A 21,084-nucleotide genomic window follows, 5' to 3' on the forward strand; every position below is an offset into this window, starting at 1 on the left:
GATTAAAATCCGCTGATGTTGATACCAATTTGATAAGTTGGGCCGTAATCCTCGTATTGTGCGTTACGGGCGGCGCTGCCTGAGTAGGTGTAGTAAGGCTCGTCGTTAATATTGAGTGCTTTGAAATAGACCATCACATCCTTACTGACAAAGCCTTTGGCGATAAAATCAAACTGCAGGTGTTCCTGCTGGTAGATGTCGTAGTCGGCATCATCTAACGCGCCAATCTCGGTCAGGTAATTCGATTTGTAGGCGGCGGAGAAACGTAAACTCAAATACTCGTTTTCGTACCCCAGCGCGATGTTACCGGTGGTATTCGACTGGCTTGGAAAACGAATGTCGCGGCGTTGTAACTCACCATCATCTAGCCAGCTAATGCTCGCCTCAGAATGGGTGAGGGTTAAGTTAGCACTGAACAGCAGGCCATTCCAAGGTTCGGGCAGACTATCCAGCTTTTGCGCAAAGTTAAATTCAGCGCCATATAACTTAGAGCTATCACCGTTGATAAAGGTGGTTGCTTTATCATAGTTTTCATAGCCGCTACGGCCGGCTAAATCCGCTTCATAGATGAAGTTGTCGATAGCTTTGTAAAACAAACCCGCCGAGAGCACACCCGATTCGCCCATGTAGTATTCGGCGGAAATGTCATAGTTGGCCGATTCCAGCGGTTGCAGCGCGGGGTTACCAAAGCTGGCTTCTGGCGCGTCGGAATTGCCTTCTAACAGATAGCCCGGGGAGACCTGTTCAAAGGTGGGACGCACTAAGGAGTTAGTCCAGGCGGCGCGCAAGATTACGTCGCTGCTGATGCCATAACGAAACTGGACTGACGGCAGCCAGTTGTCATAATCGTTGCCGACATGGCGCGCACTGAACTGGTCGTTGGGTTCATCATATTGCCAGCCATCGCCGCGCAGTGAGGTGTCTTCGTAACGTACCCCCGCCACCATGCGCAGTTTACCCCAGTCGGAGGTTGCCATCAGGTAAGCGGCGTTCACATCTTCGTGGATCACATAGTCGTTTAGCGTCGATTCGAGCGGGTCAACATTGTCGTCGCGGTTGAGTGAAGCGAGTAACTGATGGATGCTGTGATCTTGAATGCGCGGGCCAAATTTGCCGAACTCGTAGTCCACCTCGGTGCCAGCATAATCGGCGAGGGTAAGCGCGGTGCCGCTCACGCCTTGTTCGTCTAAGTCTTTATATAACCAGTGGGTTTCTTCGTTAGATTTTTTGCGGCGATTGATTTTGATGCCGCTTTTCAGTTGCAGCACCACATCGTCCAAGTAGAGATTACGGCTCAAATCGAGGCGGCCATTGTAGCTGCTGTCTTTGGCGTCGGAGTTCACCACTTCAATCTCGTCTAACTCATAGCCGCTGGCATCGTAAAATGCTTCTGGCCCGCTGATCACCGGCTTGCGGGTAGATTGGTAGCTTAGGCCGTCAGCAAATTTTTGCTCGAATGCCGCACCGGCGATGCCGTTTGGGTTAGTTTCTTCCGCTTCGCTCCAGCCGAATTGGCTGCTCAGTTGCCAATCCTCAATATCGGATTTGCTGCCGAGCACGATAGATTTGATGGTTTGCACCTCTTCGCGGGATTTCAGCTCACGGCTGACTTTGCCGCTTTGTTGGTCATCACCTAGCGCTAAACCATCACCAAATTTGCTGACAATGGCATTGCGGCTTTCTTGGTCGGCAAAACGACTGTACAGCGTGCGCAGGTAAACTTGGTTATTTTGATTGGGGCGCCAGTCAAAGTTGGCCGCGAGACCTAAACGTTCGCGCTCGATTTGATAATCGCGCATCTGCACTTTTTCCAGCAGTGGCCCTTGATCGCCCAACTGCCAATCACCGCCGGTTTCCACGTTATCGGAGCCAAACTTGCGGACCGCATTACTGGCCGCCAGCGCCATGCCAAAGTCATCATCTAAGCCGCCGATAGCAAAGCGATCGCTGTAGGTTGCGGCCAGTTTATTGCCATATTCTGATTGATGCGTGTCAAAGCTACCCTCGGCAGTCAGCTTGGTGAAACGACCGTCTTTATCGAACGCCGATAAGCTTTTGATATCCACCGCGCCACCGAGCGAGTCGGCGTCCATATCGGGGGTGAGTGTTTTTGTGACGGTAAGTGATTGCAGTAAGTCGGATGGGATCACATCTAGCGCCACCGCTCGCGAGCCAGCTTCTGGCGCGGGCAGTTGTGCGCCGTTATAGGTGACGGCGTTTAAATCTGGCGATAAACCGCGTACCCGCACAAAGCGGCCTTCGCCTTGGTCGCGCTCAATCGACAAACCAGCCATACGTTGCAGCGATTCGGCGGCGTTGGAGTCCGGGAATTCACCGATAGCATCGGCCGACGACACGGTAATAAAGTTATCCGCATTACGTTGCGCATTAAGTGAGGCACTGAGTGCGCCGCCTTGACCAATGACCGCTACGTGCTCAATGTCACTGGCATCTAAGCTGAAGTTGATGGTGGCATTTTGGCTGGCGTCGACACGCAGCTGTTTGCTCTGCTGGTGGCTGCCAGTGCCCGCCAGCAGTTGGTATTGACCCGCCGCCAGATCGCGAAACTGATAGTGTCCCGCAGCATCAGTCAGTTGCGGCCGACTTTGGCCCTGCAAGCTGACGCTAACGCCCTGAATCGGCTGACCTTGCGGGTCGGTAACTGTGCCAGTAATTTCAGCGGCAATACTTGGCATCGCTGCGGTGGTCAGAACAATGGCACAAGCCATCGCTAGTGGCGTCTTGCGGCTGCGTAGTGGTTGGCGGCCAACAGTGGTGCGGGTCATTTTTTCTCTCCGAAAAATTCTGATTGCAGGGTTCACGCCGCAACAAGCTAAAAAGGAAATGTGTCAGTAACATGTCAGCCCACTGCGGCACGGCCGATTAGCAGGCAAATTGCCGTGTTAATCGGGCGGTTTGAGCTGATTTGACCCGTGCGCTGGCGTGGCAAAACTGCTGAGTTATCGCGCAAATCGCCCCGCTGACTGCGCCCGTTCGTTTTTGTTCACGCCTGCTACCGAGTTGGCTGAGCTGGTTTGACTCGGGGTCAAACTAGCTCAGGTGAAGATGTAGTGTTTACGGTTAACCCGTGCTGGCTGTCATCGCAGCTTCATAAACACGGGCTATGCTCGCGACCATGAACACCTTATTGCCTAAAAAAACCAAGCTGCTGACATGGCCGGTGCTGCACCAAGGGAAGCTCGCCTTGACCTTGCTGGTGGCGCTGCTGCTGAGTATTGCCGCTTGCTCCTCCGGTATGCCAAAAACCTGGCAGCAGGTCGACATGTTCGATGTGGTCGGTGAGTCAGCCGCGAGCCTAATGGCGCTGTTTTGGTTGTGGTTGCTGATGATCAGTCGCCCGCGCGGCCGCGTTACCAATTGGTTGATTGTTGGCACCAGCTTGTATTGGCTAACAACGGTGCTGGACCTTATCGATGAATTTATTAAGTATCCCGCCGATATGCGGCTGTTTGCTTGGTTGGAATCGCTGCCGGTGCCGGTCGGTATGGTGATGATCTCTATCGGCTTAGTGCAGTGGCTGGCAGAGCAGCAGTCGATCAACCGACAACTGGCACAACGAGAACATTTTCAGCGTGAACACCAACTGATCGATCCGGTCACACAACTCTACAATGCGCGCTACTTTATGCTGCAACTGCAACGTGAGATCGCCCTGCATCGTCTGACGGATAAACCGCTGGCGGTGGCGATTGTCGATATTGACGGCTTCGCGCAGCTTAACCGTCGCTGGGGCATGGCGGTGGCCGATAACTGCTTGCGCTCGCTCGCGGGTGCCATTGAGTTGCGGCTGCGGGCACAAGATTTAGCTTGCCGCTTCACCAGCGATCGTTTTGTGATGCTGTTGCCGGAAACCACCACCGAGCTGGCGACAGCGGTGATCGATGGGCTGCATCAGCACAGCGAGATGCTGCAACCGCAGCCGTTGGCGGTCACCGCAGTCACCATCAACCTCAACGATAACGAATCGGCCGATGAGCTAATGACGCGCCTGACCATGCGCTTAGATTGGCAAAAGCGCTGCCGCTATGCGGACGGGCAGGGAGCGGCGTAATGGCATTAACGGCGGGCTTTGTCATGGATGATGCGGTGCTGCCGATTGCGCTGGCGCATGGGGTAGTGAGCTTAGCCGAGCAGCAACAGTTAGATATCGACAAGTTATTGCGCGGCTCGCGGCTGTTTATTGAGGATTTATCGCAGCCAGATAAGCGGCTGTCATGTCGTCAATGGTTGCAACTTATCGAGCGCTTTTGCCGTATGCACCCAGAACCAGCAACAATGGCGTTGCTGTATGGGCAGCAACAGGCACTCAATCATCACCCCTTGCTGAGCGAAGTGTGGGCCAACTCGGCTAACTTGGCGCAGGCGCTACGGCATCTGAGCCAGTTATCAGCATTACTCCCCGCGCTGGTGCAGTTACGGCCGCGCCAGCATGGTGACCGATTAGTATTAGTGCTGCAAAGCAGTATGGATTTGGGTGAGCAACAGTCTTTTATCTTCAGCGCGATACTCGCCGCGCTGCGCACTTGGCTACAGGAACAACTCGGCAAAAATCTGTTAATGCAGGTGGATTTGCCTTGGTCGGCGCCCGCATGGACGGCACCGTTGAACGCAGCGCTTGGCGAACAGTTGCGTTTTGATGCGCCATGTTGCGCTATTCACCTCAAAGCCGAGGCGTTATTTACGCCATTTGCTGCGGCTTCCTCTTGGCGCTGTCAGCAGTTTATGCGGCTGGCGCGGCAGGAAAATGGCCCGTCACTGGCGCATGAGAGCTTGCAATCACAACTGCGCCGTTTGTGCCGTCGCCAATTGCAGCAAGGGCTAACCTTGGAGCAAGCCGCGGCGTTTGTCGGCCTCAGCCCCGCAACCTTAAAACGCCGCCTCAAGCTAGATGGCGTCAGCTTTCAGCAGTTGCAAGACGATGTGCGTTGCCATGAAGTGCTGCAACGGCTCGATATCTACGGCTACAGCAATCGCCAACTTGCCGAGTGCGTTAACATCAACGATATGCACAACTTTCGCCGCGCCTTCAAACGCTGGACCGGCATGTTACCCAGTCAATTCCGTTAACAGCGCATTTTAGTCGCTCATCTTCGTGGTCACTTTTCGGCGCTGGCATCGGCCGCCGCTTGTTAGTCGCTGTCGTCTATATCACGTATTTTGTGGGTGTTGCGAAGGCGGCCGCGAATCGATGATGGGGTGTGAACTGCAACGGCTTATATAGTAGCGATTGGCGACTAAGATCACTCCTAGTCCGTGACGGCGATCATGCTTTATTCTTCAATAAAATCGGTATGTTACCGTCAGGTTGTTCTTGTTAGTTCTCATTTTGATCATATGTATGATGTTTTTTCGGTGATTGGTTAACTAACTCAAAATTTTCCTGAAAGATAGCTGTTATAGTCGCCCGCCATTGCCACAACATCTGTTCGAAAGGGGAAGCTGTGATGAATTGGCTAACGAGCAAGTTTGACAATATATCGGTGACTTACAAGTTGCATTCTGGTTTCGGCGTCATTTTGTGTTTGATGCTGCTGGTTGCCTTTGTGGGCTACCAAACAAATAACACTATCACTGAGAACATTGAGCGGCTCAATATCATCTCCCATATTGATCAAACCCTGCTTGAAGCCAAGGTGTTGCGTTTGGATGCGATGAGCGGTGGTGATAACTCAGAATTCAATCAAATCGTCGCCATTGCCGAACAAGCCAAGGCCACCCTCAAACAGCAGCAATCGTACCTTAAAGACCGCGTTGACCATCAACAGATTGACGCTGCCATTACCGCTTTAGATGGCTATGAACAGGCGGTATTAGCGTTTAAGCAGCAGATGGAGCACAAAGCCGCACTGATGGCTAATGGGCCACAAATTGGCAAACGTTTGGTTGATACCTTCACGAGCTTGGTGGAGCAAGCCAACTCGCAGGCGCAACAGCAGCAAGACCATCAACTGATGCAGCTTTCTTTGCAGATCAGCCAGCAGATGACCATGCTGCGTTATCACATTCGTGGTTACGTTTATGATGGCTCGGAAACCAACTTGCATACGGCAAAAGCCGCCATTAATGGCTTACGGCAACAGGTGAATAAACTGAACGGTTTTGAGGTCGGTAGCGCATTGGCAGTATTGGATCGTTACGACCAAGAGTTGGATGCACTAGTGGTGCTTAATAGCGACATCAACAAGGTCTCAGAACATATGGGGCAGGTGGCGCAACAGTTGCTGTCGCATATTCGTGCATTGGTTGAGCACATACAGCAACAAGGGGAACACAACAAAACGATGATGCAAAACCTGATGATCAGCATCATCGTGTTTGCCTGCCTCGTCGGTTTGTGGGCCGCGTTGTTCATCGGCCGCAAGATCACGCTGCCGCTGCAAGACACAGTTAAAGCCGCGCAAGCGATTGCCAAAGGCGATTTGTCGATCAATATCGCCTCATCCCGGCAAGACGAACTCGGCGATTTACTGCGTGCCATCGGCGAGATGAATCTCACGCTAAAAGGCGTGCTGGGGCAGATTGAAACCTCCATTGATCAGGTCAATGGTGCCGCGAGCCAATTGTCTGCCGCTACCGAACAAAACAGTGTCGGTATGCAAGAGCAGCGCAGTCAAACCGACCAAGTGGCTACCGCGGTTAATGAGATGACCGCCTCAGTGCAAGAGGTGGCCGACAACGCCGAGCAAGCCTCTTATGCCGCCAAAGAAGCCGATGAAAAGACCGGCCAAGGCGACAGCATGGTGAGCAAGGCGATTCAGCAGATTGAAGCGCTGGCAGACGGCCTAGATAAAACCTCAGTGGCCATGAACAAATTGCGCAGCGACACCGAGCAGATTGATGCGGTGCTCGACGTGATTAAAACGGTATCGGAACAAACCAACTTACTGGCGCTTAATGCCGCCATTGAAGCCGCTCGCGCCGGTGAAGCGGGGCGCGGTTTTGCGGTGGTGGCTGATGAAGTGCGTAACCTCGCCAGTCGTACTCAAAGCTCAGCGGTAGAAATTGAAAAGCTGATCAGCAACTTACAAAGCGGCAGCCAGCAATCAATGACCATGATGCAGCAAAGCATGCAGCAGTGTAGTGACGCGGTGGCGATGTCGCGCGATGCTGGCAATATGCTAAAAGAGATCACCAAAGCGGTATCGACGATTCAGGATATGAACCATCAAATTGCCGCCGCCGCAGAGCAGCAATCCGCCGTGGCCGAAGAGATTAACCAAAGTGTAGTGCGGGTGCGGGATATTGCCGAGCAGTCGGCTTCCGCCTCTGATGATATTGCCCATTCATCAGAAAACTTGGCTGGTTTGGGGAATCAGTTGAATGGTTTGATACGCCGGTTTTCGTTGTAGTGAGCTTGGCGCTCATACGTTAGCGCCTAGCAAGCTGCGCTTGCTGAAGCATTATGGCTAACGCCATATCAAACTTCGTTTGGAAAGTCGTGAGCTTTCGCGCTCACACTACGAGACAAGGGGACTGGACGGCCTCGAACAACATCCATGTTTAACGGCCAGCTCGCCATCCTTGGCTCGCGCTCATGAGCACACTCATCATCGATGAGTATTCGCCCTTCTAAATCCTCATGCCGCCCCACGGCGCAAAACGCTACGGCGCTTCTGGTTTGTCATTTTCGCAAATCGCCGCCAACTCGGAATCCATTCCTCGGCGCGGCTTCGAGGTATCGACGTACAGGATGTACTAATGCCGTGGAGCACATGGATGTGCGGGAGCGGCGAATATCTCGATTGCTCAATGCCTGCCCAACGCACCTACGCAGCGCCGAAGGGGAGTCGGTGTTGCCTGAAAGTGTGAAGTTAGAACAAGATTTTGGACAAAAGCGTGTTAGGACGTTGGCTTTATCAGGTGAATTTCGGATAAAAATTTCTACGGCTTAACGCCAGCGTAACGGGCCGGCTTGGAGCGTCAGCGGAAATCCTGTCCCGTTGACGCCATGGTTAGACGATGCAGGCTTACACCCGATACTTAATCCGATTTTCCCTTCTCTGGTGTATTTCCTCGAGCCTCCCTTGGCGCTCATGCTTATAGTCAAAGTGGGAATCGATTAAAGCGATGTAGCCATTAGCATGGAATGCCCATTCGTCCTGCCCATCTAGCGAATCTACGAGCAAGTCACCTGTAAAAGAAGGACCGATAGTTTCAAAGGTTAAAGCAACAACGATACTACATACCTCGTTGACTTCATAAGCGATATCTTTAAGCATATCAACGGTTTCCATGCCTAAAGATATACCCTGTTCCCTCAAGCGTAGCTTCTCGTCAATTCTTCTTTTGGTCAGATGAACGTAGTTGGAAGCCCTAACCCAAGCCGAACGAACACTAGTTGCAAACTGATTCTTGTGTTCACCGAACAACCGAAGGGGAAGGCCAAAAACGTGGTCAACGTTGCTTTTATTTACTTTTTTTCCCCTATAAAAAGCAACTCTCTCATCAAAAGAATCCTTCGCTCGAATTTCATCGACATAGGCAACGTTGACAGCTACTTCTAACATGTACCGTAGTTCCCGGCGTGCAGGGTTCAATGCTCCATTTTCAACCGCCAACTGTGCAGTCAAAGCCGCCTCAACTATGTCGTCAAAGTGTCGTGGCAGTAGATATTTTTCTCCAAAATCCTGCCACCTTGACGCAGCAAATTCGCATAGCCTAAGCGTATGAATAAGATCTCGAACCGTTTGTCTCAAAAAAGCGAGTTCGGATTGATATGCTTCGGATGCCCTTAGCTTTTCATGCTCAGAGGATTTCTTCTCTACCTCTTGCATCGAATTCTTCAGAGCTTCCAATAATGGATTATCTGAGTCGCCTTCCTTCATGGCTCCCTTCTTTTTTGTCAATTGCTGCGATTTGTTAGCTGCTTTTGCTCCGAATTAGCCATTGTTGCTCCGGGAGTGCCATACCGTAGCCCTCCAACTCTTGTCCCCAATGTCTAACCACCGCAATATATGCTTGTTCAAAAAAGTACCGTGGTCTTGGAAAAGCCCAATTCCATGGAAGATAAAAGTAGTTATCATCATCTTCGTAATCAGGTAAATATTTCGAAAAATCATGGTGTTGGTCATCAAGAGTTTCAATCAAACTTTTAACTATCAATACTCTATGTTCAATTGTATAACCATGTTTGTCGTCAAAACGGCTAAAAATGTACTTATCAAATAGTTTCTGGAGCTGCTTTGGATCCAATGGATCGTATTTGTTTAACGTCTCACCTAGTGTTTCTTCTCGATCATATATATCAAAAGGTCCAAGAAATAAGCTCGGCGTTGGTTCAAAATCAACTGTACTATTTGGGAACTTTAATTTCACAGAACTCTCCAGCAGCTAACGCCTAAATAATGGGCCGACCGAAGGGAGGTCCAGCCGTAAGGCGACATTGATTGATTTGTTAGGCAATTGGGCACTCGCTGATTTTACGAGCAAAGTAATATTTTTTTGCTCTCGACACAGACTCTTTATTTACCTCAGCCAACTGCTGCCGATTAATTTTCTGGTCACTTTCACCAGCCCAGAAGGCTTTCTTTGGCGAGATAGGAATAAAAGCAAAATCTCCATAACCATCTGCAACAATAAACTCCCCATCTAGAGCTTCGATTAACCCCCACTTAAAATGGCTACAAGTACCCCAATCTCGGTCAAGAGCAATTTGTATTTGAATGCCTGAAGTAAAACGGGAAGCCACAACTCCACCATCACGAACAAATCCTGCACCTTTGCTTTCTAGTATTTCTTCCTGTTCTTTAGTTAGACCAGAGCCAGACACGCCATTAAGCACCACATCGGCAGGGTTACTTAAATGATATTCATGCCTCAACCGCCATAGAAGGCAGTATCTAGATATTGCCTCATGGTTTCTTTCGGAGAATGCTTTGATATTATCAATCTCTTCGTGGAATGCATTTTCGATTGGAACCATATATCCCGTTTCAGCTCGCTGATCCCACGTTCGTTTAGTGCAGAACATTTTCGCGCGTTTATGCCTTCTAACTACTTTGCCAGAAGAAAGCTCCATCACTTCTACTTTTTCATCAGAGTCATAGAACAAAGAAATAGCGTGAGCTGTATGAAAATGCTGCTCAATTGCTAACTGTCGAGGGTTCCGCTTAATAGTTGGTTCGTAGGGCATATCTTTCCTTCTGCCTAACGATCATAACGCAACGGCGCGGTTTTCCGTGTCCGTTGCCGTGGTTTGTTTTGTGAGTAGCAGATGACGTAGGAGTTGCGCATGATGATGGGCTATTTAACTTCCTTGTATCTGAACTCTCCGTATTCCGCCAACCTTGAGAATGTTTGTTCCTCACTTGAAGCTGGCTGGCGGTGGCTGCGTGCAAGCTCGCTTCACCTGCGACGCTAACGCTTCAAGCGTGCCTGAAAACAACAAACTCAATCAACTTTGTCTCATTACTAAAATTTGGTCAATCTTTGCATGTTAGATTTAGCCTAAAATCACATGCTGAATCGTAATGGGGCAAAAGTGATTCAGCTTTTAAGAGCTAAATATTTCTCCAAAGTCCACAGGTGTACTCCGTGAATTCTCAGCACATGCGGGTCAGTGACCGTCCGAGGCAGGGAAGCCGAGGTCGAGCGCTCAGGGATGAGCTTGTAGCGTGTCACTGAACTGCATGTGCATAAGCCGCAGCAGGCGATTTACTGCGAGAAAGCAGAAAGTGATACGAGCCATTCATATAAATTCAGCAGGAACGGCAACTTGTATCTGATGTCAGCTTGATGCGGAAAACTCGAAATGCTGGGTGCATCCATGTATATCCCCGCTGCAGGCGATTTACTGCGAAAAAGCAGAAAGTGATATGAAGCTATTCATATCAACTCCGCACAGTACAGCATCGATATCTGATTTCGCTGTGAGGGGAATTATCCCAATACTAAATGCATTCATGCACGTCCCCGCCGTAGGCGATTCGCTACCACTGAAGCAAACCTGCGATAAATGAGCCGCGTGGCATGATGCCGCTGCTGGCAACACCCAAAACACCCCCGCCAAATTTTGGCAAACCCCAAAATTTGGCCAAAAAAATGGGGAATCAATGATTCCCCAACCCTTTCGGCAATGCGGACACTAAGTTTAGGGAACAAGCTCGGCCACGACCACTGACTTAGCTGGTAGTGAAAGCTTGTTCAGGGAAGAACTGAAACTTGCAGGTTGCACCTGCTGCGGGTTATCAAAGCTGTTGTGGGCATCCATTTGGTCGGCAGTCAGGATTTGGCCGACGGCTTTGCTGGCTTTGACACCGTTAACATGAAGATTGACGCTGGCGCTTTCGGTCGGATCTAAGTTCACCAAGGCGACGTAGAGTTTGCCATCGGTGCCTTTGGCGACAGAGGCGGTGACTGCTGGCACGTTGTCACCTTCGAAACTGTATTTATCCGTTTTAATGGTAAACGGAATACTGGTGGCATCTTGGAACACCTTGTACATGTCATAGACGTAGTAGGTGGGAGTGAGCACCATTTTTTCGTTATCGGTGAGGATCATTGCCTGCAACACGTTAACCATTTGCGCAATGCTGGTCATCCGTACGCGATCTGCGTGTTTGTGGAAGATATTAAAGTTAACCGCCGCCACCACTGCGTCACGCATGGAGTTTTGTTGATAGAGGAAGCCCGGTTCGCGGTCTGGCTCTGGGTTGTACCACGTACCCCATTCATCGACGTAGAAGCCCAACTTGCCGTCTGGATCGTTTTTGTCCAGTTTGGCGACGTTGTCACTGACGTATTTTTCCATGCGGTAGGTACGTTCCATGGTGGTGAACCACTCATCTTGCGAGAAGTTGAGCGCATCACCTTTATCTTTCCAGTCGTTTTTTGGCAGGGTGTAGAAGTGGTAGCTAATGCCATCCATCATACGCAATGGAATTTGGCTGCTGAGCACATCTGTCCAACTGGTATCTGCCGTGTCGCCGCCACTGGCGACCAGTTTTGGCATTTTGCCCGGTGGTGTTTTTAAGAAAGTGGCGTAGTGGCGATATAGGTCAGAGTAATACTCTGGACGCATGTTGCCACCACAGCCCCAAGCTTCGTTGCCGACACCAAAGTAGGCAATTTCGAACGGTTTATCGCGGCCATTGGCGCGGCGTTCGTTGGCTAAGGTCGAGTTTTTGTCGGAGGTCATGTACTCCAACCACTCGGCCATCTCTTGCGGTGTGCCAGTGCCTAGGTTGCCGTTGATGTAGGCTTCGGCACCCAGTAGTTCCACCAAGTCGAAAAATTCGTGAGTACCCACGGCGTTGGTTTCTTCAACGCCGCCCCAGTGGGTATTCACTTTAATTGGACGTTTGTTTTGCGGGCCAATGCCTTCGCGCCAATGATATTCATCAGCAAAGCAGCCACCGGGCCAGCGCACTAGCGGGACTTTAATTTCTTTTAACGCGGCGATGACATCATTGCGAAAGCCTTTGGTGTTGGGGATTTTTGAATCTTTACCGACCCAAAGGCCTTCGTAGATCCCCCTGCCTAAATGTTCTGCAAATTGGCCATAGATATCACGATTGATTACCGGGCCTTGCTGGCTAGCGTCAAAGGTGATGCTAGCTTGGTGAGCTTGTACACTGAGCGGTAATAATGCTGCAACGGCAAATGCGAGCACTTTGGGCTGGAGAATCTTCATCCTTGTCATCCTTATGCTTATTGAATGCCTTCGGTGGTCATGATGATGCGTTTGATAGTGCCATCTTCGTTATAGTGCAGTTTGTCTACCGCAACTGAGCGACGGAAACGACCACCACTTTCTTGTCCATCCCGAGGTGGTACGGCACCAGTGTGGTAGATAAAGTAACCTTGGCCTTTGAAGTCAATGATTGACTGGTGGTTAGTCTCGCTGTTACCAGCGATTTCATTCAAAATCCCTTTATATTCCCACGGGCCATTGATGTTTTTACTCATGGCGTAGCAGATTTTTTCAGGGAATTCACAAGCATAAGAGTAGTAGTAGTTGTCACCTTTTTTGTGCACCCATGAGGCTTCGGTGTAGTTAGGCAGGTCAACGACTTTGATATCGCCATCTAGCTCAATCATGTTTTCTTTCAACTTAACGTACTTAGCTACTAAGTTGCCGAAGAACATGTAGGCTTGGCCGTCATCATCGATAAATACCGCGGGATCGATGTCGTCCCAATCATTCGGGGTTTGCTTGGTCATGTCGTCGGTCACCAATGCGTGGCCGATGGCATCTTTGAATGGACCCAGTGGTGAGTCGGCTACGGCAACACCGATGGCAAAGCCTGGATGAGTATCGTCATGGCGCACAGTAACGAAGAAGTAGTACTTGTCGTTACGTTTAATCATGTGTGCGGCCCACGCTTGACCAGTGGCCCATTTAAAATCAATGGCTTTCAGGATAGGGCCATGTTTGGTCCACGTTTTCATATCCTTAGTAGAGAACGCCAACCAATCATGCATTTCAAAAAATACATTGTTGTTTGGAGCTTCATCGTGGCCGGTGTAAAGATAGACGGTGTCGCCATCAACCATCGCTGCGGGGTCAGCGGTAAAGACATCTTCAAACAGTGGGTTTTTGGCATAGGCGGCAGAGCTGGCAAGCAGTGCTGAAGCGATTAAAAAAGGTAATGTTTTACGCATCTTCATTCCTTTGTCCTTAGGTGAGTTGCCGGTAGCTATGTCTGTACATCCCCCGCATGACTACCGTGCAAATGGTTTTTGCTAAATATTATTGTAATACAATTATTGGGAAATACAGCTAAAAGTCAACGTTTGACGGCCTAGTATAACTGACATGTGCAGTGTTATGTGATCCCTTACACAGCTCGCTAGATTGTTGCTTTAACAAAGAAAAAAGCCATGCACGTTGGCATGGCTTTTTGTGGCTACGACTAAAGTTTAGTCAGCAGCTTGTGCACTGATGTAAAACTGTTGCACTTCATCTGCGGTCAGAGGTTCGTCAAACAGGGTTACTTCATCGAGCATACCGTTGAAGGAGTCGTCCCAGAAGTTAGCACCAAGGGCGAAGCCAATCGTGCCGCCTTTACCAAAGATATTCGGGAAGTTGACACCTGAGTATACTTGTTCACCGTTGAGATATAGCGCTACTTGTCCGGCATTGTTAACGAAGGTGACGTGTGACCAAGTGTCGAGCGGAAGTTTTTCTGAGGCGATGGCATCAAACCAGACGTTGCCAGACCACACCATAAACTTACCAGCCGCTGCATTATTACCACCAGGCACGAGGCTGACGTAGTTATCCTCGTTGGCATAGCCAAAGAAGGCGGTAGTGAACATGCTCAATGCTTTTGGATTAATCCACATAGCAAATGTATAGGTGTCATCATCCAACATATTGTTAGGCAATTTAACACCGGTGCTACCGTTCATGACTAACGCTTTGCCCACAACACCGTCTGCATAGGTAATTGTGCCGCCTGTGTCTATCAGTCTTCTTCCGGTTGGTGTACCAGCGGCAAAGTGACCTGTTGCATCAGTGAGATCATCATTATCAAAACTGAATTTTGCAATTGGCGTTGGTGTGCCTTTTGCCTTAACTGTTGCAACAAAAGTCTTGGTGTCAGTTGCGCCATCTAAGCTGATGGTGGCGGTCAATGTGACTTCTTGGTCGCCTTCAGCCGTTTCTGGACGGACAACAGTACCATCGGTAGCGATGAAGCTTGGATTAGATGATTGCCAACTGATCAATGAAGCATATGAACCGCTTACCTTAAGTCGTAGATCGTCAGTCACGTTACTGATATCGCCCAAGGTCAGCTGATTAACGGCAGACTGTAGCAGGGTTGCTGAGTCGGCATGGTCAATGTCTAATGCTTTTACATCTTCAGCACTTAGTGCTGCATCATAGACGCGTAGTTCATCGATATCACCATTAAACAGTGGATCGGCAAACAAGTTTCCACCTACCGCAAAGGTGCCTAGTACGTTGGTGTATAGATCTGGGAAGTTAGCGCCGGCAAAGGTTTCTTCGCCGTTAACGTAGATCTTAATTGCACCGTGGTCTACGGCATAAGCGAGGTGAGTCCACTGACCCGCGGTTGCTTTAACCATCGAACGGCCATCGTACCAAGTACCGTTATTGTTACTCCAAACCATGATGTTGCCGTCCCACGCTTGTGGTACTAGGCTAGCCCATGCATCGGCTGATGCCGCGCCGAAGAACACAGGTGTATGGTCGGTGAAACTGTTGGCTTTGAACCACAACGATACGGTGTATTCAGTGCTATTAATCAAACCCGCTGGCAGTTTTACTGCGTAGGAGCCATCAAGTGCCAAAGCTTGGCTTGATTGACCCGCTGCGTAGGCAGCACTCCCTTGTGCGTCAGCCAGACCCGGGCCAGCATAGGTGCCATCTGCTTTATGCTGCAAACTATCACTTAAATTGCCATCAAAGGTGTAACTCGCAACGCGGTTGTACTCGAAACGAGCTGGAATGGTAATTGTGTATTGTTTGGTTATGGTTTGACCATTTAAGGTGATGGTAGCGGTAAGCGTTACTGTTGCGTCGGCCGCACCACCCGCAGGGCGAATCACTTCTCCGTTAGGTTTCACTACTGATGGGTCACTTGAACTCCATGTGATAGTGGCATCTTGGGTACCAACATCGATCAAATTCAAATTGGTTGTTGTGCTTGTTGGCAACACAATCGCATTAGCGATATTTGTTAATGTTGCGCTAACGTCAGATTCTGGCAGCTGAATGGCGATGACAGATGAAATACCGTTCAAGGCTGAGAAGGTCGGCACCAGCTTTTGGGTATTATCATCATATTGCCATGCTAACACGCCTTCGTAGGTACCCAGATCGTCGAATATGAGGGTGATGTGGTTAGCATCATCCATTTCATAGCGACCAGTATGGGCTCCTTGAATCTCGCCACGATTGGTCCACGTGCGTTTCAACCTTATATAGTCAGAAACGTGGGCCTCTGTGTTGTTGTCGTGTTGTTGGTCAATAAATTGATAGGCGCCTTCAACGTCCACTTCATCAACAATATTGTTGCCTGTGATAGGGGCATAGCGTGTTGGCGATGCGACTAACCAGCCATCCTTGTTGATAAACATTTCGTGAACGCGTACTTCATGGCCTTCACCACGGCCTGGGAAACGCGTGTGGAATACCAGATAGTATTTACCCGTTGCTTGATCGTAATAAGCTGAGTTATGTCCTGGAGACATGTAGCCGTGATCAGTACCAGCGTCACCCGCTTGTTTATCAAACAAGAAGCCACCAAGTAACTTAGTACCGTAGTTGCCTAGAATATCTAAGTTGGTAGAGGCCGCATTAACCATATCTTGACCCGCTGCATCCAGATAAGGACCATCAGGTGAAGTTGAGCGGGCTACACGTATGTTATAGCCACCATCAGAAGCAAATCCCGCGAAGGACATAAATAGGTAGTAGTACTGGTTTTCTGGGCTATAGATAACGTAAGAGCCTTCGATTGGGGCTAAATTGCCACCGGCAATATGCGTTCCCCAACCTTGATCTGGGAGTGGTTTGCCTGAGTTTGGATCAAGCTGCAACACAAAAATACCACCAGAATATGAACCGTAGGTCATCCACAGATTGCCTTCGGAATCGTTAAATACCGCCGGATCAATCGCGTTGGGGTTAGCGTTCATATCGTAAGGCGGCGTTGCGCCATCTGGGAATTGGTCTTCTTCCCCTGCTTGCTGATCGGATTTAAGGAAAATGCCATCATTGACATAGGGGCCTGTAATACTATCTGAACTTGCTACCCCTAAATAAGAACGGCGCCAACATGCGGTACCGTTGTCACCATTCCCCGCACAATGGTCGAAGAAGAAGTGGTATTTACCATCCCCAAGTTTTTTAACATCAGGCGCCCATGAACCGACATTATTTTTTACCCACGCAATACCTTCGGCGATTTCTGATTCATATGTATTAAACAGCGGTGTGTTTTTAACGGCATAGGCGTTTGCATCTTCACCCGTTGGCGTGGTGAGGGATGGATTTAATCGTTCCCAATGCATTAGGTCGGTTGATTTGGCATACGCCATATGCGAACCGAATACATAATAAGTTCCGTCGTTATCTCGTACGATAGAAGGATCATGTACTGAAACATTTGAATAATTTACTTCTCCGCTGATGGTCGGGTCAGCGACGGTAACGGCTTCCGGAATTGCAAATGGATCTGTGTCGTTTGTACTGTTGTCGCTGTCATTCCCCCCACAGGATGCTAGCGATAGTACTATCCCCAACGACACAAGTGAGCGTTGAAATACCATAAGAATCAGTCCTTTTGGTTAATCACTTGATAGTTGTTTTGTTATTAACGTGCCAATGGCAGAATTTATATTACAATACGACATTAATATAAAAAGTAGATAAAAGTAGCAGTTTAGTAAAATAAGTTAAATCTGATATTCACCTGCTTCTCATGTCGAGGCGCATTCTAAGCCAAAAAGTTCGATAAATTGACGCTTTTCTTTAAATTGATACTTTAGTCTAATAAATTCACATTTACTGATGTTTGATGTTTTTAACCTCCGTCACAACTCCTTGATTTTATTTTTATAAAAAGCTTGCTCTAGCGACTTGCAATTTGCCTCTAAATAAAGAAACTAGCGATGTTTTTTGACAGTATTAGCTAAAAGGCCATAGTTAAATCAGTTGATCTGTTAAAAATCATACAATATTATTTTATTTGACCATACGGCACTATATTTTTATCTAACAATGTTTGGGGAAATGTTGCACAGGTAAACAATATAGTTATCAAAAAATCGTCTTACCTCGTTGGTGCTTAGAGGGAACGGTTAAAAATAACTACCGGAGATAAACAGATGTTTAAGCAAACATATCTGGCAAGTGCAGTTTTCATGGCGTTGACCAGCCATGCACTGTATGCGGCCGATGCTGAAGTCGCTGATGAACCAACCAAAACTGCTGCCGAGCAGCAAACTACACAACAAAAAGCCGCAGAAGATGAAAACATGGAGGTTATTCAGGTTGTGGGCATCCGCAGCAGTTTGAATAAATCTGTGAATCTAAAGCGCCAGAACGTCCAAGTAGTTGATGCGATTGTTGCGGAAGATGTGGGGAAATTTCCAGACAACAACGTGGTTGAAGCATTGCAACGTGTGACTGGGGTGCAGGTAACTGACCGAGCTTCAGGTGAAGTGAATACCGTAAGTATCCGTGGTTTGACAGACGTTACCACCACAGTTAACGGCCGACAGATTTTTACCTCTACTGGGCGTGAAGTGGCAATCGCCGATGTTCCAGCGGCCTTGCTGGGCAGTGTAGAGGTGTTTAAAACGCGTTCATCTTCTCAAGTTGGTAGCGGTATTGCAGGCCAAATTGATATTCGTACCCACCGCCCATTTGACTTTGACGGCAGCAAAGTGAGTTTTGCCGCCAAAGGTGTGTATTCCGACCAACCAGATAAAACTGACCCAGCGTTTAGTGGGTTAATCAGTAATCGTTGGGATACTGGCATCGGTGAAATCGGCGCCTTGTTAAACGTTTCCTATATCCGCACCAACTATAATGACCAAAGCGTTGCACCCGGAGCATCATTACCTTATTCAGCGGAAACTGGGGTTGAAATTGATGACGATTATTGGACTCGTGGTCTAGCACACGGTTTGGACACCACCTATGGCGCTACTACCAATGATGGTACTGGGGTGCCTTATTTGTTGATGCGTGATGCGGTGTTCCAAAATACCAATAGCGGTGAACGTGAACGTCCAGCACTGAATTTATCTTTGCAGTGGGCACCAAACGATACTTCTGAGTATTTGTTTGAAGCATTTTATAATGGCTACCGTAACGACAATGCTAATGCCATGCTGTTTAGCAACGTCAACAGCCCAGCAAATTGGGACCAAGTCGTTGCCGACGGCATTGAACTATACGATGGCACTAACGTAGTTAAATCTCGTACCTCATATGACGTGGGCGGTTTTAGTAGTGCGGATCATAGTCACAACGAAACTGACAGCTATGTGTTTGCGCTGGGTGGTAAATGGGAACTTGGCGATGTGACCCTGAAATCGGAATTGGTTTATCAAACCAGTACCTATAAGTCACAGTTTTTTGCGATGCGTGGTGTTGCCAACAACGATAGCCGTAAGTTTTATGGGGTAGATATCGACTATAACGATTCTCATGGCGGTGTACCTGGCTGGTCATATTTGGATGCTCCAAGCACCGCAATTGATGAATCAGATATTACTCAGTTAGCGCTTTGGAAAACCGCTGAGTTATATGACAGTGGCGCTAAGGATGAGGGTGATTCCATTGCTTGGACCTTTGACGGCGATTACTACCTTGACTGGGGCATCTTCACCAAAATGAAGTTTGGTGGTCGCTACGAAGATCGCGGTGCTAAACATAGCCTGTATGATGGCGGCTCCATGGTTAATTACACGCCATATACTGACTTAGATCCTGACATGTTCACCACCGTTAGTGGGTTCTTTGAAGGCCGTGGTGATGTACCAACGGATTGGGTGTTGCCAAGTGGTAACTACCTAAGCAGCCATCGTAGTGAAATCGAAGCCATGTATTCAGCTGATCCTGAGTTATTGGCGATGTACAAAAACTTTGATATCACTGAAAAATCTTACGCTTTATATATCCAAAGTGATTTTGAAACAGACCTATTCGGCAAGCGCTTGGATGGTCAAATTGGTTTCCGTTACGAGCATTCAAAAGCGGATATGAACTTCTGGGAACGTAAGAAATTTGACCCAGAACCGGCTGAAGGGCCTAAGTATTATTTAGATCCGTCATCAGGTGATAACAGCAGCTCAAAACTGATGCCAAGTCTGATGGTGCGCTACTGGTTAACTGATGATTTGGTGGCTCGCTTAGCGTATTCAGAAACGATTCGTCGTCCAGCATTTGGCGACTTTAGTACCGCAATTGGTTACACCGAAGATTTGACCGAGTTAGGTTTTGGTCAAGCATCAAGCGGTAACCCAAATCTGAAACCTACGACCTCTAAAAACTACGATTTCTCGTTAGAGTATTATTTCGGTACTGGATCATCAGTCTACGGAACCTATTTCCGCCGCGATATTGATGGCTTCGTCTTTAGCTCATCACGCATGATCTCTCGTGAAGTTGATGGTGAAACTCGCAACTATATTTTGAGTCAACCTGCGAATACCTCTAACGGTAAACTGACTGGATATGAAGTTGGTACCATCTATTTCCCTGAGAATCTGCCTAGCTTCCTCGACGGTTTAGGTACTCAGTTAAGTGCAACATTCCTCGACTCAGAGCAAGATATTCCGGAATTCGACACCAATAGCGGTGATCAAATCGGTACCACTACCCGCGAGTTGTTTGGCGTATCTAAGAGTTCTTACAGCGCAGTACTGATCTATGATCGAGATGTGTTCAGCACGCGTTTGTCTTATACATGGCGTGATAAGTTCTTGAATAGCTATGATGCAGGTAGCTTCGCAATGCCTCGCGGTATTTATCGTAAGCCGGAGCAAAGCTTAGACTTCCAAATGAGTTACAACGTGACTGATGATTTTGTTGTCACCTTTGATGCCACTAATATTTTGGATGACATCTATCAAGAGTACTACGAGGATTCCACCTTGTTTAACCGTACTAACAACATCTATACCCGTACTTACTCCTTGGGTGTACGCTACAGCTTCTAAGCCGTAGTTTTCGCATCTTAAACAAAGCCCTGCTACATACTAGCGGGGCTTTTTCATATCTGTTTCATCTCAGTGAGTCTGCTGCTAGTCAGACAGCATAACTATCGTGCGTGCTTGGCTTGCCTCCAATGCAATAGAAAGGGGCTGCGGTATTGCTCACCAAACGCTGCACATCGTTTTCCGTCATGATGTCGTTGGGGGTGAACAAAAATCAAACACTACAGATAAACTGCCGCTAGCTTCTCGCGTCAATATAGGTATGATGCGCGGGGCGCGTTATACGCTAATTTATCAATCTGGAATATAGACGTGTTGTAGGTGGTTTCGCTGCTAATAGCCAAGTCTGCTGCTCAGGCTGCATAACTCAAATAAATCGGTCGGCGAATTTGTTGGGGCGATTTAAGCACGCGCGGCTACTGC

General features: G+C 48.6%; 11 protein-coding genes. 4 read left to right on the forward strand and 7 right to left on the reverse strand.

Annotated features, from left to right (window positions below; all coding sequences use genetic code 11):
• Nucleotides 1–2: 2 nt before the first annotated feature.
• Entirely contained in the window at nt 3–2,786 is a 2,784-nt protein-coding gene (locus L9G74_RS11965; RefSeq protein WP_238896637.1) for a TonB-dependent receptor, read from the reverse strand.
• A gap of 350 nt (nt 2,787–3,136) precedes the next feature.
• Here L9G74_RS11965 and L9G74_RS11970 point away from each other — a divergent pair, with 350 nt between their 5' ends.
• The 3 genes from L9G74_RS11970 (at nt 3,137) to L9G74_RS11980 (ending at nt 7,370) form a co-directional block, all read left to right on the forward strand.
• A complete protein-coding gene (locus tag L9G74_RS11970; RefSeq protein ID WP_238896638.1) occupies nt 3,137–4,072 on the forward strand; it encodes a GGDEF domain-containing protein in 936 nt (311 codons plus the stop codon).
• Nucleotides 4,072–5,088 (forward strand): AraC family transcriptional regulator, encoded by a 1,017-nt coding sequence (locus L9G74_RS11975; RefSeq protein WP_238896639.1) that lies wholly within the window; start codon nt 4,072–4,074, stop codon nt 5,086–5,088. The genes L9G74_RS11970 and L9G74_RS11975 overlap by 1 nt, the downstream gene beginning before the upstream one ends.
• 377 nt (nt 5,089–5,465) lie before the next feature.
• Nucleotides 5,466–7,370 carry a methyl-accepting chemotaxis protein gene (locus L9G74_RS11980; RefSeq protein ID WP_238896640.1) on the forward strand — a complete coding sequence of 635 codons (1,905 nt, stop codon included), beginning with the start codon at nt 5,466–5,468 and terminating at the stop codon, nt 7,368–7,370.
• A gap of 618 nt (nt 7,371–7,988) precedes the next feature.
• Here the strand turns inward: L9G74_RS11980 and L9G74_RS11985 are convergent.
• From L9G74_RS11985 to L9G74_RS12010, 6 genes are all read right to left on the reverse strand, one after another.
• Nucleotides 7,989–8,846, reverse strand: coding sequence for a hypothetical protein (locus L9G74_RS11985; RefSeq protein ID WP_238896641.1), 858 nt, complete (start codon nt 8,844–8,846; stop codon nt 7,989–7,991).
• Between the two features lie 34 nt (nt 8,847–8,880).
• Nucleotides 8,881–9,336 carry a hypothetical protein gene (locus L9G74_RS11990; protein ID WP_238896642.1) on the reverse strand — a complete coding sequence of 152 codons (456 nt, stop codon included), beginning with the start codon at nt 9,334–9,336 and terminating at the stop codon, nt 8,881–8,883.
• Nucleotides 9,337–9,415: 79 nt separating this feature from the next.
• A complete protein-coding gene (locus L9G74_RS11995) occupies nt 9,416–10,153 on the reverse strand; it encodes a hypothetical protein (RefSeq protein WP_238896643.1) in 738 nt (245 codons plus the stop codon).
• Between the two features lie 957 nt (nt 10,154–11,110).
• Complete coding sequence (locus L9G74_RS12000; protein WP_238896644.1) at nt 11,111–12,652, reverse strand: alpha-N-arabinofuranosidase; 1,542 nt, start codon at nt 12,650–12,652, stop codon at nt 11,111–11,113.
• A gap of 17 nt (nt 12,653–12,669) precedes the next feature.
• The gene (locus L9G74_RS12005; RefSeq protein ID WP_238896645.1) at nt 12,670–13,623 is read right to left on the reverse strand and encodes a glycoside hydrolase family 43 protein; all 954 of its coding nucleotides are present in this window, start codon (nt 13,621–13,623) and stop codon (nt 12,670–12,672) included.
• A 258-nt stretch (nt 13,624–13,881) separates the two neighbouring features.
• Complete coding sequence (locus L9G74_RS12010) at nt 13,882–17,262, reverse strand: LamG-like jellyroll fold domain-containing protein (protein ID WP_238896646.1); 3,381 nt, start codon at nt 17,260–17,262, stop codon at nt 13,882–13,884.
• A gap of 558 nt (nt 17,263–17,820) precedes the next feature.
• On the opposite strand from L9G74_RS12010, the gene L9G74_RS12015 reads away from it, so the two are divergent.
• Nucleotides 17,821–20,664 carry a TonB-dependent receptor gene (locus L9G74_RS12015; RefSeq protein WP_238896647.1) on the forward strand — a complete coding sequence of 948 codons (2,844 nt, stop codon included), beginning with the start codon at nt 17,821–17,823 and terminating at the stop codon, nt 20,662–20,664.
• Nucleotides 20,665–21,084 lie beyond the last annotated feature (420 nt).

The organism is Shewanella electrica, from assembly GCF_022321485.1.
GTDB lineage: Bacteria > Pseudomonadota > Gammaproteobacteria > Enterobacterales > Shewanellaceae > Shewanella > Shewanella electrica.

What these genes read in the sequence shown, in the direction of transcription:
- L9G74_RS12010 (WP_238896646.1), bottom strand. Translation starts at nt 17,262, where the DNA reads ATGGTATTTCAACGCTCACTTGTGTCGTTGGGGATAGTACTATCGCTA.
- L9G74_RS11980 (WP_238896640.1), top strand. Translation starts at nt 5,466, where the DNA reads ATGAATTGGCTAACGAGCAAGTTTGACAATATATCGGTGACTTACAAG.
- L9G74_RS12015 (WP_238896647.1), top strand. Translation starts at nt 17,821, where the DNA reads ATGTTTAAGCAAACATATCTGGCAAGTGCAGTTTTCATGGCGTTGACC.
- L9G74_RS11985 (WP_238896641.1), bottom strand. Translation starts at nt 8,846, where the DNA reads ATGAAGGAAGGCGACTCAGATAATCCATTATTGGAAGCTCTGAAGAAT.
- L9G74_RS11965 (WP_238896637.1), bottom strand. Translation starts at nt 2,786, where the DNA reads ATGACCCGCACCACTGTTGGCCGCCAACCACTACGCAGCCGCAAGACG.
- L9G74_RS11970 (WP_238896638.1), top strand. Translation starts at nt 3,137, where the DNA reads ATGAACACCTTATTGCCTAAAAAAACCAAGCTGCTGACATGGCCGGTG.
- L9G74_RS11975 (WP_238896639.1), top strand. Translation starts at nt 4,072, where the DNA reads ATGGCATTAACGGCGGGCTTTGTCATGGATGATGCGGTGCTGCCGATT.
- L9G74_RS12000 (WP_238896644.1), bottom strand. Translation starts at nt 12,652, where the DNA reads ATGAAGATTCTCCAGCCCAAAGTGCTCGCATTTGCCGTTGCAGCATTA.
- L9G74_RS12005 (WP_238896645.1), bottom strand. Translation starts at nt 13,623, where the DNA reads ATGCGTAAAACATTACCTTTTTTAATCGCTTCAGCACTGCTTGCCAGC.
- L9G74_RS11995 (WP_238896643.1), bottom strand. Translation starts at nt 10,153, where the DNA reads ATGCCCTACGAACCAACTATTAAGCGGAACCCTCGACAGTTAGCAATT.